Source organism: Streptomyces sp. NPDC059456, assembly GCF_042750055.1.
In the GTDB taxonomy this organism is placed as follows: Bacteria; Actinomycetota; Actinomycetes; order Streptomycetales; family Streptomycetaceae; genus Streptomyces.
On the sequence record NZ_JBHYVA010000009.1, the window covers coordinates 1 to 15,897 of the forward strand.

The window sequence follows — 15,897 nt, forward strand, 5'->3', positions numbered from 1 at the left end:
GCAGCCGCCGTCGTCGTACTGGCCGCCCTGACCGCCATCCCCGCCCCGGCCGCGGGCGGCGGGGGGGGGCCGGGGCCCGGCGGGGTCCGGGGGAGGGTGGTGGTTCAGGCCCCGGCGGCGGGGTCCGCGTCGCGCAGCAGGCAGGTCAGCCGGGCGCTGCACACCCGGCGGCCCTCCTCGTCGCTGATGACGATCTCGAAGGTGGTGGTGGAGCGGCCGCGGTGCACGGGGGTGGCGACGCCCGTGACCGTGCCGGAGCGGACGCCCCGGTGGTGGGTGCAGTTCAGGTCGACGCCGACGGCGACCTTGGTGATGCCGCCGTGCATCATCGCGCCGACCGAGCCGAGGGTCTCGGCCAGGACGGCGGAGGCCCCGCCGTGCAGGAGCCCGTACGGCTGGGTGTTGCCCTTGACCGGCATGGTGCCGACGACGCGCTCGGCCGAGGCTTCGAGGATGCGGATGTCCATCCGCTGCCCGAGGTCGCCGGCCGAGAAGAGCGCGGGCAGGTCGATGCCCAGGGCCGCGTACTCGTCGAGGACCTCCTGCGGGAACTTCACAGCGTGCTGCTCACCCATGGCCGGGCTCCGTTCGTCAACGATCGTTAACCATCTTGTCCTGGAGTCGTTCTATCAGGCCGGTTCGAAGCGCACGACGACGGACTTGCTCGCGGGGGTGTTGCTGGTGTCCGCGGTGGAGTCGAGCGGGACCAGCACGTTCGTCTCCGGGTAGTAGGCGGCCGCGCAGCCCCGGGCGGTCGGGTAGTGCACGACGCGGAAGCCGGGCGCGCGGCGCTCCACGCCGTCGCGCCACTCGCTGACGAGGTCGGTGTACGCGCCGTCGGCGAGGCCGAGCTCGGCGGCGTCCTCGGGGTGGACCATGACGACGCGGCGGCCGTCGGTGATGCCGCGGTAGCGGTCGTCGAGGCCGTAGATGGTGGTGTTGTACTGGTCGTGGCTGCGCAGGGTCTGCAGGAGCAGCCGCCCTTCGGGGACGCGCGGGTACTCCACGGGCGCGCCCGTGAAGTTGGCCTTGCCGGTCTTGGTGGGGAAGCGGCGCTCGTCGCGGGGGGCGTGCGGGAGGCGGAAGCCCTCGGGGCGGGCGGCGCGGGCGTTGAAGTCCTCGAAGCCGGGGATCACGCGGGAGATCCGGTCGCGGATGGCGCGGTAGTCCTGCTCGAAGGCCTCCCACGGGGTGGCGGAGGCGGGGCCGAGGACGGCGCGGGCCATGCGGGCGACGATCGCGGGCTCGGAGAGCAGGTGCGGGGAGGCGGGGGCGAGGTTGCCGCGGGAGGCGTGGACCATGCCCATGGAGTCCTCGACGGTGACGAACTGCTTGCCGGAGGCCTGGACGTCCTTGTCGGTGCGGCCGAGGGTGGGCAGGATCAGGGCGCGCCGGCCGGTGACCGCGTGGGAGCGGTTGAGCTTGGTGGAGACGTGGACGGTCAGGGAGGCGCGGCGGATCGCGGCCTCGGTGACGTCGGTGTCGGGGGTGGCGCCGACGAAGTTGCCGCCCATCGCGAAGAGGACCTTGGCCTTGCCGTCGCGCAGGGCCTCGATGGAGCGGACGACGTCGTAGCCGTGGGCGCGCGGCGAGGTGATCCCGAATTCGCGGTCGAGGGCGTCGAGGAAGGCGGGTGCGGGGCGTTCGAAGATGCCCATGGTGCGGTCGCCCTGGACGTTGGAGTGGCCGCGGACGGGGCAGACGCCGGCGCCGGGGCGGCCGATGTTGCCGCGCAGCAGGAGGAGGTTGACGACCTCGCGGATGGTGGCGACGGCGTGCTTGTGCTGGGTGAGGCCCATGGCCCAGCAGACGATGGTGCGCTCCGAGGCGAGGACCATGGCCAGGGCCTGCTCGATCTCGGGGCGGGTGAGGCCGGTGGCGGTGAGGGTCTCGTCCCAGTCGGTGTCCTTGGCGGCGGCGACGAGGTCCTCGTACCCGTGGGTGTGCTCGCGGATGAAGGCCTGGTCGGTGGCGCCTTCGGTCGCGATGACGAGCTTGTTGAGGAGACGGAAGAGGGCCTGGTCGCCGCCGATGCGGATCTGGAGGAAGAGGTCGGTGAGGGCGGTGCCCTTGAACATGCCGAGGGGCGTCTGGGGGTTCTTGAACCGTTCGAGGCCGGCCTCGGGCAGCGGGTTCACCGAGATGATCTTCGCGCCGGCCGTCTTGGCCTGTTCCAGGGCGGAGAGCATGCGGGGGTGGTTGGTGCCGGGGTTCTGGCCGGCGACGATGATCAGGTCGGCCTGGTGGAGGTCTTCGAGGCTGACGCTGCCCTTGCCGATGCCGATGGTCTCGTTCAGGGCGGAGCCCGAGGACTCGTGGCACATGTTGGAGCAGTCGGGCAGGTTGTTGGTGCCGAACTCGCGGGCGAACAGCTGGAAGAGGAACGCGGCCTCGTTGCTGGTGCGGCCCGAGGTGTAGAAGAGGGCCTCGTCGGGGGAGCCGAGGGCGGTCAGCTCCTCCGCGATGATCTCGAAGGCGCGCTCCCAGGGGACGGCCTGGTAGTGGTCGGCGCCCTCCGCCAGGTACATCGGCTCGGTGATGCGGCCCTGCTGGCCCAGCCAGTAGCCGGAGCGGCCGGCGAGGTCGGCCAGGGAGTGCTCCGCGAAGAAGTCCGGGGTGACCCGGCGCAGCGTGGCCTCCTCGGCGACGGCCTTGGCGCCGTTCTCGCAGAACTCGGCGGTGTGGCGTTTGTCGCCTTCGGGCCAGGCGCAGCCCGGGCAGTCGAAGCCGCTCTTCTGGTTGACCTTGAGGAGGGTGCGTGCGGTGCGGGCGACGCCCATCTGCTGCTGCGCGATCCGCAGGGTGTGCCCGATCGCCGGTAGTCCGGCGGCCGCGTGCTTGGGCGGTGTGACCTGCGGCGCGTCCTGTATCGGATCGCCTGTGGGCGGCTTGGTCGCCATCGCGCTCCCCTTCGAGCGTACGTACGTGCGCAGCACCTGCGGCCGCGTCCGCCGATCCTTGCACGACCCACGGGAACCCGGGAGGGCGGTCCGGTGCTCGCCGTGCTCCGGGCAGGTGCGCCGGGGGCGTCCGGTGGGGCGGGTGCGCCGGGGGAGGCGGCGGGCCTGAATTGTCGGTGGGGCCGCCTAGGATCGGGGGCGTGGCAGAGAACGCATCGAAGAAGACCGACCAGACGACCGCAGCGGGCCGCCCCCGCCTGATGCTCATGGACGGGCACTCCCTGGCGTACCGGGCGTTCTTCGCGCTGCCCGCGGAGAACTTCACGACCGCGACCGGCCAGCCGACGAACGCCATCTACGGCTTCGCGTCGATGCTGGCGAACACGCTGCGCGACGAGGCGCCCACGCACTTCGCGGTGGCGTTCGACGTCTCGCGCAAGACGTGGCGCTCGACGGAGTTCCCCGAGTACAAGGCGAACCGGTCCAAGACCCCCGACGAGTTCAAGGGGCAGGTCGAGCTGATCGGCGAGCTCCTGGACGCGATGAACGTGCCGCGGTTCGCGGTCGACGGCTTCGAGGCCGACGACGTGATCGCCACGCTGGCGACGCAGGCGGAGGCCCTCGGGTTCGAGGTGCTGATCGTCACCGGCGACCGGGACTCCTTCCAGCTGGTGTCCGAGCACACCACGGTGCTGTACCCGACCAAGGGCGTCTCCGAGCTGACCCGCTTCACGCCGGAGAAGGTCGAGGAGAAGTACGGGCTCACCCCGCAGCAGTACCCGGACTTCGCGGCGCTGCGCGGCGACCCGTCGGACAACCTGCCGGGCATCCCGGGCGTCGGGGAGAAGACCGCCGCGAAGTGGATCACCCAGTTCGGGTCGTTCGCGGAGCTCGTCGAGCGCGCCGAGGAGGTCAAGGGCAAGGCCGGGCAGAACTTCCGGGACCACCTGGACGCCGTGAAGCTCAACCGGGTCCTGACCGAGATGGTCAAGGACGTCGAGCTGCCCAGGACCCCCGCCGACCTGGCCCGCGCCCCCTACGACCGGTCCGCCGTGACCGGTGTGCTGGACGTGCTGGAGATCCGCAACGCGTCGCTGCGCGAGCGGCTGCTGGCGGTGGACCCGGGCGCCGCCGAGGAAGAGGCGCCCGCTCCGGCCGCCGAGGTGGAGCTGGACGCGAGCGTGCTGGGCGCGGGCGAGCTGGCGCCGTGGCTGGCGAGCCACGCGGGCGGGCCGCTCGGCATCTCCACCGTGGACAGCTGGGCGCTCGGCCAGGGCAATGTGAGCGAGATCGCGCTGGCCGCGGCCGGCGGGGCCGCCGCCTGGTTCGAGCCGTCCGGGCTGGACGAGGCCGACGAGCAGGCGTTCGCGGCGTGGGCCGCCGACGCGGCGAAGCCCAAGGTGGTGCACAACGCCAAGGGCCTGATGCGGGTCTTCCCCGAGCACGGCTGGACCCTGGCCGGCGTCACCATGGACACCGCACTCGCCGCGTACCTGGTCAAGCCGGGCCGCCGGTCCTTCGCGCTGGACGTGCTGTCCAACGAGTACCTGCACCGCGAGCTGCTGCCCGCCGCCGCCGACGGCCAGCTGGCGTTCGGCGCGGACGAGACCGCCGAGGCGGAGGCCCTGATGGCGCAGGCCCGCGCCGTCCTGGACCTCGGTGACGCGTTCACCGGCAAGCTCGCCGAGGTCGGCGCCGCCGAGCTGCTGCACGACATGGAGCTGCCGACCTCGCAGCTGCTGGCCCGGATGGAGCGGGCCGGCATCGCCGCCGACCGCGACCACCTGGAGGCCATGGAGCAGCAGTTCGCCGGGGCCGTGCAGCAGGCGGTGAAGGAGGCGCACGCCGCGGTCGGGCACGAGTTCAACCTCGGCTCGCCCAAGCAGCTCCAGGAGGTCTTCTTCGGCGAGCTGGACCTGCCGAAGACGAAGAAGACCAAGACCGGCTACACCACGGACGCCGACGCGCTGGCCTGGCTGGCCACGCAGACCGACCACGAACTGCCGGTGATCATGCTGCGGCACCGGGAACAGGCCAAGCTGCGCGTCACCGTCGAGGGCCTCGTCAAGACGATCGCCGCCGACGGCCGGGTGCACACCAGCTTCAGCCAGACCGTCGCCGCGACCGGGCGGCTGTCCTCCACCGACCCGAACCTGCAGAACGTGCCGGTGCGCACCGACGAGGGCCGGGCCATCCGCCGCGGCTTCGTCGTCGGCGAGGGCTTCGAATCCCTCATGACCGCCGACTACAGCCAGATCGAGCTGCGCGTCATGGCGCACCTGTCCGAGGACGAGGGGCTGATCGAGGCCTTCCTGTCCGGGGAGGACCTGCACACCACCGTCGCCTCCCAGGTGTTCGGCGTGGAGCGCTCCGCGGTCGACGCCGAGATGCGGCGCAAGATCAAGGCGATGTCGTACGGGCTCGCCTACGGGCTGTCCGCGTTCGGCCTCTCGCAGCAGCTGAACATCGAGCCCGCCGAGGCGCGCGGCCTGATGGACACCTTCTTCGAGCGGTTCGGCGGGGTCCGGGACTACCTGGGCCGCGTCGTCGACGAGGCCCGGGCCACCGGCTACACGGCGACGATCTTCGGGCGCCGCCGGTACCTGCCCGACCTCAACAGCGACAACCGGATGCGCCGTGAGGCCGCCGAGCGGATGGCGCTGAACGCCCCCATCCAGGGCACCGCCGCCGACATCGTCAAGGTCGCCATGCTGCGCGTGGACAAGGCCGTCACCGAGGCCGGGCTGAAGTCGCGGATGCTGCTCCAGGTCCACGACGAAATCGTGCTCGAGATCGCCCCGGGCGAGCGGCAGCAGGTCGAGGAGCTGGTGCGCCGCGAGATGGGCGCCGCCGTCGAGCTCCGCGCCCCGCTGGACGTGTCGGTGGGCGTCGGCGCCGACTGGGAGTCCGCCGCGCACTGAGGCACGGCCGCCGTGCGGCCCGTACCGCGCCCGTCCCCGCTACGCGGTGGGGACGGGCGTCCGCGTTTCCTCTCCGGTGTCCGTACGGGCGCCCGCGCGCCGGTGCACGAGCCGTACGAGGGTCCCGTACAGCAGCAGGCCCACGGCGAGGCCGCCGCCCGCGCCGAAGCAGACCGTCGGGATGATGTCGAGCGGGGTGCGGATCCGGTCGTAGAACGTGAAGAAGCGCAGCACCCGCATGGTCACCCCGATCGCCACGCACCCGGTGACCAGGGCGGCCCCGCCCAGCAGTTGTGCCCGGCCCAGGACCGGTACCGACGCGGGGGCGGGCCGGTCGGGCAGCCGGCGCACGGCGGTCGCCGTGAACCACAGCAGGACGCAGGCCGCGACGGCGGACGTCCCGTACTGCAGGTACGAGTACAGGGGAAGGCCGTAGGCGAGCGGCTCGCCGAGGGCGGGCAGGGCGTTGGTGCCCCACCGGTCCAGGTGCGTGAAGCTGTCCCACACCACGTGCGTGAGCGAGCCGGCGACGGCGGAGAGGTAGAACCAGAGCGCGAGCGCGGCGGGGCGCCGGCCGCCGCCCTGCGGGTTCTGCCAGTCCTCGCCGCGCAGGAAGGCGTGGACGCGGCCCTGGCGGCGGCGCGGCAGGAGCGCGATCAGCGGCTCGCGCAGCAGCAGCCAGCACGCCGCGAGCACGGCGGTCAGCACGGCGTCCGCGGTGAACACCCCGGGCAGCGAATGCGTGAAAGCGCCGTACCGCATGACGCCGGAGACGACGGCGTCCCCGAAGTAGAACGTGTCGGGCGCGAACGATCCGAGGACGAGCGCCGACGCGACCAGCGGCCCGCGGGCCCGGCCCGCCCGGCGGACGGCCGGCAGCACGGCCGCCGCATGGCTGAGGGTGAACGGCATGACATCTCTTCCTTACTTCGGGCCAATGCGCCCCGAACGGTCCGGACAGTATGCGTGACCTGCACGGGGCGTGCGGAAGTCGTGAAATCCGGGCGCTGATCGGTGCGGTGTGAAGGGAGTTGACGTAGGTTCTCGCCGACGTCGAGGGGGAGGGGGCCGACCCATGTCGGTTCGTAGGACGGCACTGCCGTCGCAACGGTTCACGGCCGGCTTCGGCCGGGGGCTGCGCAGGGGCGGATCCGCCGCCCTGGTCTGCGCGGCCGTGGTCGCCGCGGTGACGGCCTCCCAAGCCCCGCCGGGGGAACGGCTGTCGGCGGCCGGCGAGGGCACGGCGCAGAACGCGCAGGGCGTGCACGGCGCGCCGCCGTCCCCACCGGCCGGATCCGGCGGTGACTCCGCCTACCTCACCGAACTCCCGCCCCCGGCCGGCTCCGAGCAGCCGCCGGCCCCGGCACCGCAGGACGTCCCGGCGGCGGGGGAGGCGCACAACGAGCCCGCGGCCATGGGCGGCAGGGAGGGTGCGCAGGGCATCCCGGCCACCGTCCTGGCGGCGTACCGGCTGGCGGAACGGAAGGTGGGCGAGAGCGATCCCGGATGCGGACTGCGCTGGCAGCTCCTCGCGGCGATCGGCAAGGTCGAGTCCGGGCAGGCGAACGGCGGCCGCGTGGATGCCGCGGGCACCACGCTCCGGCCGATCCTGGGCCCCGTGCTCGACGGCAACGGCTTCGCGGACATCCGGGACACGGACGGCGGCCGCTACGACGGGGACGCCGCCCACGACCGGGCGGTCGGACCGATGCAGTTCATCCCGTCCACGTGGGCGGCGTGGGGCCAGGACGCGGACGGTGACGGCCGGCGCAACCCGAACAACGTGTACGACGCGGCCCTCGCGGCCGGCCGCTACCTGTGCGCGGGGACCCGGGACCTGCGGGTGCCGGCCGACCTGGACCGTGCGGTGCTCTCGTACAACCAGTCCGCGGAGTACCTCCGGACGGTGAAGTCCTGGTTCACGTACTACCTGAACGGCACCCGCGAAATCCCCGACGCCCCCGGCATCCCGGCTCCGGCGCCGAAGCCGACGCCGACGCCGAGTCAGAACCCGACGCCGACGCCGACGCCGACTCCCGCGCCGAGCCCCACCCCGACCCCCGCGCCGAGCCCGACGCCGACGCCCACGCCGACCCCGAGCCCGACTTCCACACCCAGCCCGAAACCGACGCCGACCCCCACCTCCACCCCCACGCCGACCCCGAAGGCGACCCCCACGCCCACCCCGGTGCCCGAGCCGAGCGCGACGCCGTCGCCGAAGCCGAGCCCGACGGCGAGCGCCGCGTCCACCGGCTCACCGAAGCCGACCCCGAGCCCCTCCCGCACCCCGTAGGCGACCGTCCGCGGGTGCTCCCGGTCCGACGGTTCTCATCTCGGCTCCGCGTTGCTACGGTGCCTCCGCCCTGACACCCCATCAGATTCCGGAGGCCCGGCATGCGCGCTCTCGTCGCCGCCGCCATCGGGCTGGCCGCCGCGCTGGCCCTCGTGTTCGCCGTCACGGCATTCGGGGTGCCCGAAGGCAAGACCTCGCCCAAGCCGCTGCTCACCACCGCGCCCGCCGCGCCCGGACAGTAGAGGAGGCCCGGACATGCGACGCAGAGCGAGCCTCGTCCTGCTGGCCCTGGCGGTGTTCTGCGCAGCCCTCGCACCGCTGCTGCGCTGGTACGCGTACCCCCGGCTCGCCAAGATCCCGCCGAACCAGTACCAGGAGATGGTGCTGGAGGCGAAGGACGCGACCCTCCTCGACTACACCGCCGGCATGCAGCCGAAGAAGGTCGACAAGGTCACCATCGTCCAGACCCTGAAGGGCAACGTCGAGGCGTCGAAGGAGATCGAGGCGAGCGCCGGCAAGGACGTCGTCGTCTGGGACACCCTCTCGTACATCATGGGCCCCGACGGGAAGATGGTCTCCCAGATCCCCGAGCGCTACATCTTCGACGCCCACACCCAGGCCCCGGTGCACGCCACCGGCGAGATGGTCGACGGCGACCCGGTCAAGCGCGAGGGCATCGAGTTCAAGTGGCCCTTCTTCGCCGAACCGCGCGACTACCTCTACTTCGACGCCCAGACCCGCACCTCCTCGCCGATCCACTACGTCGGCCCGCGCACCTACCGGGGGATGGACGTCTACTACTACGAGCAGACCGTGCCGTGGACGAAGGTCTCCCTGCCGAAGAAGATGCCGATCGAGGGCATCGACCCCGCGACGTTCGAGCAGAGCACCGGCACCAGCCTCTGGTACCGCGTCAAGGCGATGTTCTGGGTCGACCCGGTGACCGGGGCGCCCGTCAACGCCGAGCAGGTCATCGAGCAGGAGATGCGCGGCGGCATCGCGGCCGGTGCCCCCGACGGCAGGCTCACCGTCTTCGCGGGAGACGTGAAGATGCGTCCGGACTACGCCGACCACACCGTCGACCTGGTCAAGGCGAACCGGACGAAGGTCCTCGCGCTGCACACGTACGCCCCGGTCGGCCTGGCGGCCGGCGGGTTCGTGCTGTTCGGGCTGGCCCTGTGGCTGGAGGCCCGCGGCCGCCGCGACGACGGGGCCCCGGAGCGGCTCAGCGCCTGAGGCGGGCGTTGGTGTGCCGGGTGGGTTCGGCGGTCGCCGGATCCTCCGGCCACGGGTGCTTGGGGTAGCGCCCGCGGAGCTCGGCGCGCACGGCCCGGTAGCCGCCCCGCCAGAACGAGGCCAGGTCGGCGGTCACGGCGGCGGGCCGCCCCGCCGGCGACAGCAGGTGGACGAGGACGGGCACCCCGGCCACCCGCGGGGTCTCGGCCAGCCCGAACAGCTCCTGGAGCTTCACGGCGAGCACCGGCTGCCCGTGCTCCGCGGAGTAGTCCACCCGGATCCGGGAACCGCTGGGCACCTCGATCCGCTCCGGGGCCAGCTCGTCCAGGCGGACGGCCTCCCCGCTCGCCCAGGGCAGCAGCCGGTTCAGGGCCTGCCCGGCGTCGATCCGCCCGAGATCGGCGCGGCGCCGGGCGCGCGACAGCTCGGGTTCCAGCCAGTCACCGGCACGCTCCAGCAGGGCGTCGTCGTCCGCCACGTCCGGCCAGCCGCCGCCGAGGGTGCGGTGCAGGAAGGCCAGCCGGGCCCGCAACGCCCGCGCGTCCGCGGACCAGCGCAGCAGCCCGAGCCCCTCGCTGCGCAGACCGTCGAGGAGGGCGGCCCTGACCAGGTCCGGATCGGGGTTCTTGAGCGGGCGCACGGCCAGCTCGACGGCCCCGAGGCGCTCCGCGGACCGGGCCACCACGTCCCCGTCCTCCCAGTGCACCTCCTCGCCGGAGGCCAGCAGGTGCGCGGCCGCGGACCGGGCGGTGTCCTCGTCGATGACGGCGGCCAGCCGGACCCGGGCGGACGCGGAATGCGGCCCCCGGTCGGCGACGGCCACCGCCAGCCACGGCGCGCCGCGCAGCGGCGAGCCCTCCCCCGGCTCGGCGGCCGTCCCGGAGGCCATCAGGAACGCCCCGCCGCCCTTGGCCTTCGCCACGCGCTCGGGGAAGGCCAGGGCGGCGATCCGCCCGGCGGCGACGTCGTCGGGTGCGGCGCCGCTGCCGGGGCTCCGCCCCGGGCCCCGCGCCTCACACGCCGGCGGGGCCGGAATCCGGCTGCCGCCGTTCGAAGCCTGGGGCTCCCGGGGCGCAGCCCCCGGAGGGGGCGGTGGCGAAGCCCCGGTCCCGGGAAGGGGCGAGGTGGGGGAAGAGCCACGCGCAGTGCCCGCGGCACCCCGCGTCCCGGTCCCGGCGGCAGCCGCGGCGCGCTCCAGGCGCCGGGCCTCCGCCCGCCAGCGGGACGCGTACCCGTCGCCGCCCGCGCGGGCCCGCCGCCAGGCCCCGGCCAGGTCGTCGCCGTACTCCCGCGGCGGCTCCTCGCTCAGCAGGGCCACCAGCTCCGCCGCCCGGCGGGCCCCCAGGGCGGCGGAACCGTCCAGCAGGGCCCGGGCCAGGCGCGGGTGCAGACCCAGCCGGGCCATGCGCAGCCCGCGCGGGGTCGGCCGCCCCGCGCCGTCCACGGCACCGACCGCAAGCAGGACTTCCCGCGCCGCGGCCATCGCCCCGGCCGGCGGCGGGTCCAGCAGGGCCAGACCCGACGCGTCCGGGTCGCCCCAGCAGGCCGCCTGCAGCGCGAACTGCGCCAGGTCGGCGATCCGGATCTCGGGCGAGGGGAAGGAGGGCAGCCGTGCGTCCTCCGCCTCGGCCCAGCAGCGGTACACCGTCCCCGGCGCCTCACGCCCGGCCCGGCCCGCCCGCTGGCGCCCGGCCGCGCGGGACGCCCGTACGGTCGCCAGCGCGCCCAGCCCCCGGGCGTGGTCCACCCGCGGCTCGCGGGCCAGCCCCGAGTCCACGACCACCCGTACGCCCGGCACGGTCAGGCTGGACTCCGCCACGGCGGTGGAAAGGATGACCCTGCGGTGCCGTGCGACGGAAAGCGCCGCGTCCTGGGCCGCGGCCGGGGCCCGGCCGTGTATCTGGAGGACCTCCGCGTCCACCCCGCCCAGCTGGCCCGCCACCCGGGCGATCTCCCCGACGCCGGGCAGGAAGCACAGGACGTCGCCGCCGCGTTCCGCCAGCGCCCGCCGCACCACCGAGGCCACGTGCGCCAGCTGCGCCGGATCCACCCGCATCCCGTGCGGCGGCCGCACCGGCCGCGGCGGCGGGGACCAGACCGTCTCCACCGGGTACGAGACCCCCGCGGCCTCCACCACCGGCGCGCCGCCGAGCACCCGGGCCCAGCCGGCCGCGTCCGTCGTCGCGGAGGCCGCGACCAGCCGCAGCTCCGGGCGCAGGGTCTCCCGTACGTCCAGGAGGAAGGCGGCGACCGTGTCGGCGTCGAGGTGCCGCTCGTGGCACTCGTCCAGCACCACCAGGTCGACGCCGGCGAGCTCCTGGTCCCGCTGGAGCCGCTGGAGCAGGACACCGGTGGTGACCACTTCCACCACCGTGTCCGGACCGGCCACCCGCTCGCCGCGCACGGTGAAGCCCACCGAACCGCCGACCTCCTCGCCCAGCAGCCAGGCCATCCGGCGCGCCGCGGCCCGGGCGGCGATCCGCCGCGGCTCGGCGACGACGACCCGGCGCCGGGGCCCGCCGCCCACCAGCCCGGCCAGGACCAGCGGCACCAGCGTGGTCTTGCCGGTGCCGGGCGGGGCGCAGAGCACCGCCGTGCCGTGGGCGTCCAGCGCGGACACCAGTGCGGGCAGGACCTCCCGTACGGGAAGGGCGTCGAGGTCGGTCTGGCGGAGCTGTCGGGTCACCGGTGTCTCAGTCCCTCGCGCAGACGAAGATCGCGGTGCCGGGGATCAGGTTGCCGCGCAGCGGGGACCAGCCGCCCCACTCCTGGGTGTTCCACGCGGGCCACTCCGGTTCCACCAGGTCGACCAGGCGGAAGCCGCCCGCGACCACGTCGCGGACCCGGTCGCCGAGGGTGCGGTGGTGCTCCACGTAGACGGCGCGGCCCTGCTCGTCCTGTTCGACGTACGGGGTCCGGTCGAAGTAGGAGGCGGAGACGGACAGCCCCTCCGGGCCGGGCTCGTCGGGGAAGGCCCAGCGGACCGGATGGGTGACGGAGAAGACCCAGCGGCCGCCGGGGCGCAGGACGCGGTGGACCTCGCGCATGACGTTGACGGGGTCCGCGACGAAGGGGACGGCCCCGTACGCGGAACAGGCCAGGTCGAAGGAGGCGTCGCGGAACGGCAGCCTCCCCGCGTCCGCCTCGACGAGGGGGACGCCGTCACCGATGCGCAGGGCGTGCTGGAGCTGGCGGTGGGAGAGGTCCAGGGCCACCGGGCGGGCGCCCCGGGCGGCCAGCCAGCGCGAGCACTGGGCGGCTCCGGCGCCGATCTCCAGGACGTCCTTGTCCTTCAGGGAGTCCGCCGGGCCGAGCAGGGCGGCGTCCGCCTCGTCCAGGCCTTCCGGCCCCCAGACGAAGCGGTCGTCGCCGAGGAACGCTCCGTGTTCGCTCTGGTACTCGTCGGCGTTGCGGTCCCACCAGCCCCGGCTGGCGCGGCTGCTCTCCGCGTCGTCGGCGTCACGCCGGGTGGCCTCGGCGTCCTCGCCGGCGTCGCCGTCGGCTTCGTACGCTTCTTCGGGGGCGTAGTCCTCTTGGTTCATGGGGCCTGTCGTCGTAGTCTGCGGAAAGAGTTCGAACGAGGCAGGAAGGGGCCATCCGCGCCCGCCCGCCCACGAATTGTGCCGGTTATGCGGTGATCCGCCCGGGGTGTGCGCCTTCGCGCATTGACCCTGTCCGGCTGCCCCCGTATGCTACAAGTTGCGCTGCGAGCCTGTGCTCCTCAGACCTAGCAGGCTGCGCTTGCATCTGTAGATGACCCCTCGGTTTTCGAGGCCCGGTCCGCTTCACGGCGGAGTTTGGGCTTCCTTGGCTGTCCGGCTTCTTCGGCAGATGCCGATAAGGGCTCCCGGCGTAGCAGTACCTACGACTTTCTGTCCGTAACCGGAGCCCTTTCCCACATGACGAGCAGCACCGAGACCACCTCTACCACCCCGCAGGTAGCGGTCAACGACATCGGTAACGAGGAAGCCTTCCTCGCCGCGATCGACGAGACGATCAAGTACTTCAACGACGGCGACATCGTCGACGGCGTCATCGTGAAGGTCGACCGGGACGAGGTCCTGCTCGACATCGGTTACAAGACCGAAGGCGTGATCCCGAGCCGTGAGCTCTCGATCAAGCACGACGTCGACCCGAACGAGGTCGTCAAGGTCGGCGACGAGATCGAGGCCCTGGTTCTCCAGAAGGAGGACAAGGAAGGCCGTCTGATCCTGTCCAAGAAGCGCGCTCAGTACGAGCGTGCCTGGGGCACGATCGAGAAGATCAAGGAAGAAGACGGCATCGTCACCGGTACCGTCATCGAGGTCGTCAAGGGTGGTCTCATCCTCGACATCGGCCTCCGTGGCTTCCTGCCGGCCTCCCTCGTCGAGATGCGCCGCGTCCGCGACCTCCAGCCCTACGTGGGCAAGGAGCTCGAGGCGAAGATCATCGAGCTGGACAAGAACCGCAACAACGTGGTCCTGTCCCGCCGCGCCTGGCTCGAGCAGACCCAGTCCGAGGTCCGCCAGACGTTCCTCACCACCCTGCAGAAGGGTCAGGTCCGCTCCGGCGTCGTTTCCTCGATCGTCAACTTCGGTGCCTTCGTGGACCTGGGTGGCGTCGACGGTCTCGTCCACGTCTCCGAGCTGTCCTGGAAGCACATCGACCACCCGTCCGAGGTTGTCGAGGTCGGCCAGGAAGTCACCGTCGAGGTCCTCGACGTCGACATGGACCGCGAGCGTGTCTCCCTGTCGCTGAAGGCGACGCAGGAGGACCCGTGGCAGCAGTTCGCCCGGACCCACCAGATCGGTCAGGTCGTCCCGGGTAAGGTCACCAAGCTGGTTCCGTTCGGTGCGTTCGTCCGCGTGGACGAGGGCATCGAGGGCCTGGTCCACATCTCCGAGCTGGCCGAGCGCCACGTGGAGATCCCGGAGCAGGTCGTCCAGGTCAACGACGAGATCTTCGTCAAGGTCATCGACATCGACCTCGAGCGTCGCCGGATCTCGCTGTCGCTGAAGCAGGCCAACGAGTCCTTCGGTGCCGACCCGGCGTCGGTCGAGTTCGACCCGACCCTGTACGGCATGGCCGCGTCCTACGACGACCAGGGCAACTACATCTACCCCGAGGGCTTCGACCCCGAGACCAACGACTGGCTCGAGGGCTACGAGACCCAGCGCGAGACGTGGGAGCGCCAGTACGCCGAGGCGCAGGTCCGCTTCGAGCAGCACCAGGCGCAGGTCATCAAGAGCCGCGAGGCCGACGAGGCCGCTGCCGCCGAGGGCGCTGCCGCCCCGGCCGCCGGTGGCAACGCCGGTGCGGGCATCTCGGGTGGTTCCTACTCCTCGGAGTCGGACGAGACCTCGGGCGCCCTGGCCTCCGACGAGGCCCTGGCCGCGCTCCGCGAGAAGCTGGCCGGCGGCCAGAGCTGATCGCAGCGCATCACACCCCGGTGTGAGCTGAGCTGAAGACAAGGCCCGTCCCCTCAGGGGGGCGGGCCTTGTTGCGTCCCGTGCGTTGCGTTCCTGTGAATGGGGCCAACTGGGGAATGGGGCAGCCCCCTTGGACGTTGTCCGCAGAGAAGACGGCGAGGAGGAGTGGTGACGGTGCTCGATCCACAGGGGTTGTACGAATGGGACGCCAAGGGCCTGGCGGTGGCGGACCTGGCGCTCGCCCAGGACTCGGCCGGGCTGGTCATGCTCTACCACTTCGAGGGGTACATCGACGCAGGTGAGGCCGGGGAGCAGATCGTCGAGCGGCTGCTCGACACGCTGCCCCACCAGGTCGTGGCCCGGTTCGATGCGGACCGCCTCGTCGACTACCGGGCCCGGCGCCCGCTGCTGACGTTCCAGCGCGACCACTGGACCGAGTTCGAAGAGCCCCGGCTGGAGGTGCGCCTCGTCCAGGACGCGACCGGCGCGCCGTTCCTGCTGCTCTCCGGCCCCGAGCCGGACGTGGAGTGGGAGCGCTTCGCCGTCGCCGTCCGGCAGATCGTCGAACGCCTCGGCGTCCGGCTCTCCGTCAACTTCCACGGCATCCCCATGGGCGTCCCGCACACCCGGCCCGTCGGGATCACCCCGCACGGCAACCGGACCGACCTCATGCCCGGGCACCGCAGCCCGTTCGACGAGGCCCAGGTGCCGGGCAGCGCGGAGTCCCTCGTGGAGTTCCGCCTCGGCCAGGCCGGACACGACGTACTGGGTGTCGCCGCGCACGTCCCGCACTACGTGGCGCGCTCCCCGTACCCGGACGCCGCGCTGACGGTGCTGGAGGCCATCACGGCGGCGACCGGGCTCGTCCTGCCGGCGGTCGCGCACACGCTGCGCACCGAGGCGCACCGCACCCAGACGGAGATCGACCGGCAGATCCGCGAGGGCGACGAGGAGCTGGTCGCCCTGGTCCAGGGCCTGGAGCACCAGTACGACGCGGCGGCCGGCGCCGAAACCCGCGGCAACATGATCGCCGAGCCCCAGGAGATCCCGTCCGCGGACGAGATCGGCCGCGAGTTCGAGCGGTTCCTGGCGGAGCGCGAGGGCGAGGGCTGACGGGCCGCCCGCCCGTGCCCGAGGGG

Annotated in this window: 11 protein-coding genes; 6 read left to right on the forward strand and 5 right to left on the reverse strand. The window is 73.0% G+C overall.

Annotated elements, in window-relative coordinates:
• Positions 1–104: 104 nt before the first annotated feature.
• Positions 105–575 (reverse strand): PaaI family thioesterase, encoded by a 471-nt coding sequence (locus ACFXA3_RS02070; protein ID WP_385180594.1) that lies wholly within the window; start codon positions 573–575, stop codon positions 105–107.
• 54 nt (positions 576–629) lie between these two features.
• Complete coding sequence (locus ACFXA3_RS02075) at positions 630–2,900, reverse strand: FdhF/YdeP family oxidoreductase (protein WP_385180597.1); 2,271 nt, start codon at positions 2,898–2,900, stop codon at positions 630–632.
• A gap of 200 nt (positions 2,901–3,100) precedes the next feature.
• On the opposite strand from ACFXA3_RS02075, the gene polA reads away from it, so the two are divergent.
• On the forward strand, positions 3,101–5,821 hold the full coding sequence (gene polA / locus ACFXA3_RS02080; protein WP_385180600.1) for a DNA polymerase I: 2,721 nt from the start codon (positions 3,101–3,103) through the stop codon (positions 5,819–5,821).
• 39 nt (positions 5,822–5,860) lie between these two features.
• Here polA and ACFXA3_RS02085 read toward each other — a convergent pair whose 3' ends face one another.
• On the reverse strand, positions 5,861–6,733 hold the full coding sequence (locus ACFXA3_RS02085) for a DUF4184 family protein (RefSeq protein WP_385180603.1): 873 nt from the start codon (positions 6,731–6,733) through the stop codon (positions 5,861–5,863).
• A 163-nt stretch (positions 6,734–6,896) separates the two neighbouring features.
• Between ACFXA3_RS02085 and ACFXA3_RS02090 the strand changes: the two genes are divergently transcribed.
• The 3 genes from ACFXA3_RS02090 (at position 6,897) to ACFXA3_RS02100 (ending at position 9,350) form a co-directional block, all read left to right on the forward strand.
• Positions 6,897–8,114, forward strand: coding sequence for a lytic transglycosylase domain-containing protein (locus tag ACFXA3_RS02090; protein ID WP_385180606.1), 1,218 nt, complete (start codon positions 6,897–6,899; stop codon positions 8,112–8,114).
• A 101-nt stretch (positions 8,115–8,215) separates the two neighbouring features.
• Positions 8,216–8,356, forward strand: coding sequence for an SPW_0924 family protein (locus ACFXA3_RS02095; protein ID WP_385180608.1), 141 nt, complete (start codon positions 8,216–8,218; stop codon positions 8,354–8,356).
• Positions 8,357–8,369: 13 nt separating this feature from the next.
• A complete protein-coding gene (locus tag ACFXA3_RS02100) occupies positions 8,370–9,350 on the forward strand; it encodes a DUF3068 domain-containing protein (RefSeq protein WP_385180610.1) in 981 nt (326 codons plus the stop codon).
• Here the strand turns inward: ACFXA3_RS02100 and ACFXA3_RS02105 are convergent.
• A complete protein-coding gene (locus ACFXA3_RS02105) occupies positions 9,340–12,036 on the reverse strand; it encodes an ATP-dependent RNA helicase (RefSeq protein WP_385180612.1) in 2,697 nt (898 codons plus the stop codon). The genes ACFXA3_RS02100 and ACFXA3_RS02105 overlap by 11 nt on opposite strands.
• A gap of 7 nt (positions 12,037–12,043) precedes the next feature.
• On the reverse strand, positions 12,044–12,892 hold the full coding sequence (locus tag ACFXA3_RS02110; protein ID WP_385180614.1) for a class I SAM-dependent methyltransferase: 849 nt from the start codon (positions 12,890–12,892) through the stop codon (positions 12,044–12,046).
• Between the two features lie 357 nt (positions 12,893–13,249).
• On the opposite strand from ACFXA3_RS02110, the gene rpsA reads away from it, so the two are divergent.
• Together rpsA and ACFXA3_RS02120 are read left to right on the forward strand one after the other, a co-directional pair.
• Complete coding sequence (gene rpsA / locus ACFXA3_RS02115) at positions 13,250–14,758, forward strand: 30S ribosomal protein S1 (protein ID WP_030292147.1); 1,509 nt, start codon at positions 13,250–13,252, stop codon at positions 14,756–14,758.
• A gap of 174 nt (positions 14,759–14,932) precedes the next feature.
• Entirely contained in the window at positions 14,933–15,871 is a 939-nt protein-coding gene (locus ACFXA3_RS02120) for a PAC2 family protein (RefSeq protein ID WP_385180660.1), read from the forward strand.
• Positions 15,872–15,897: the final 26 nt, after the last annotated feature.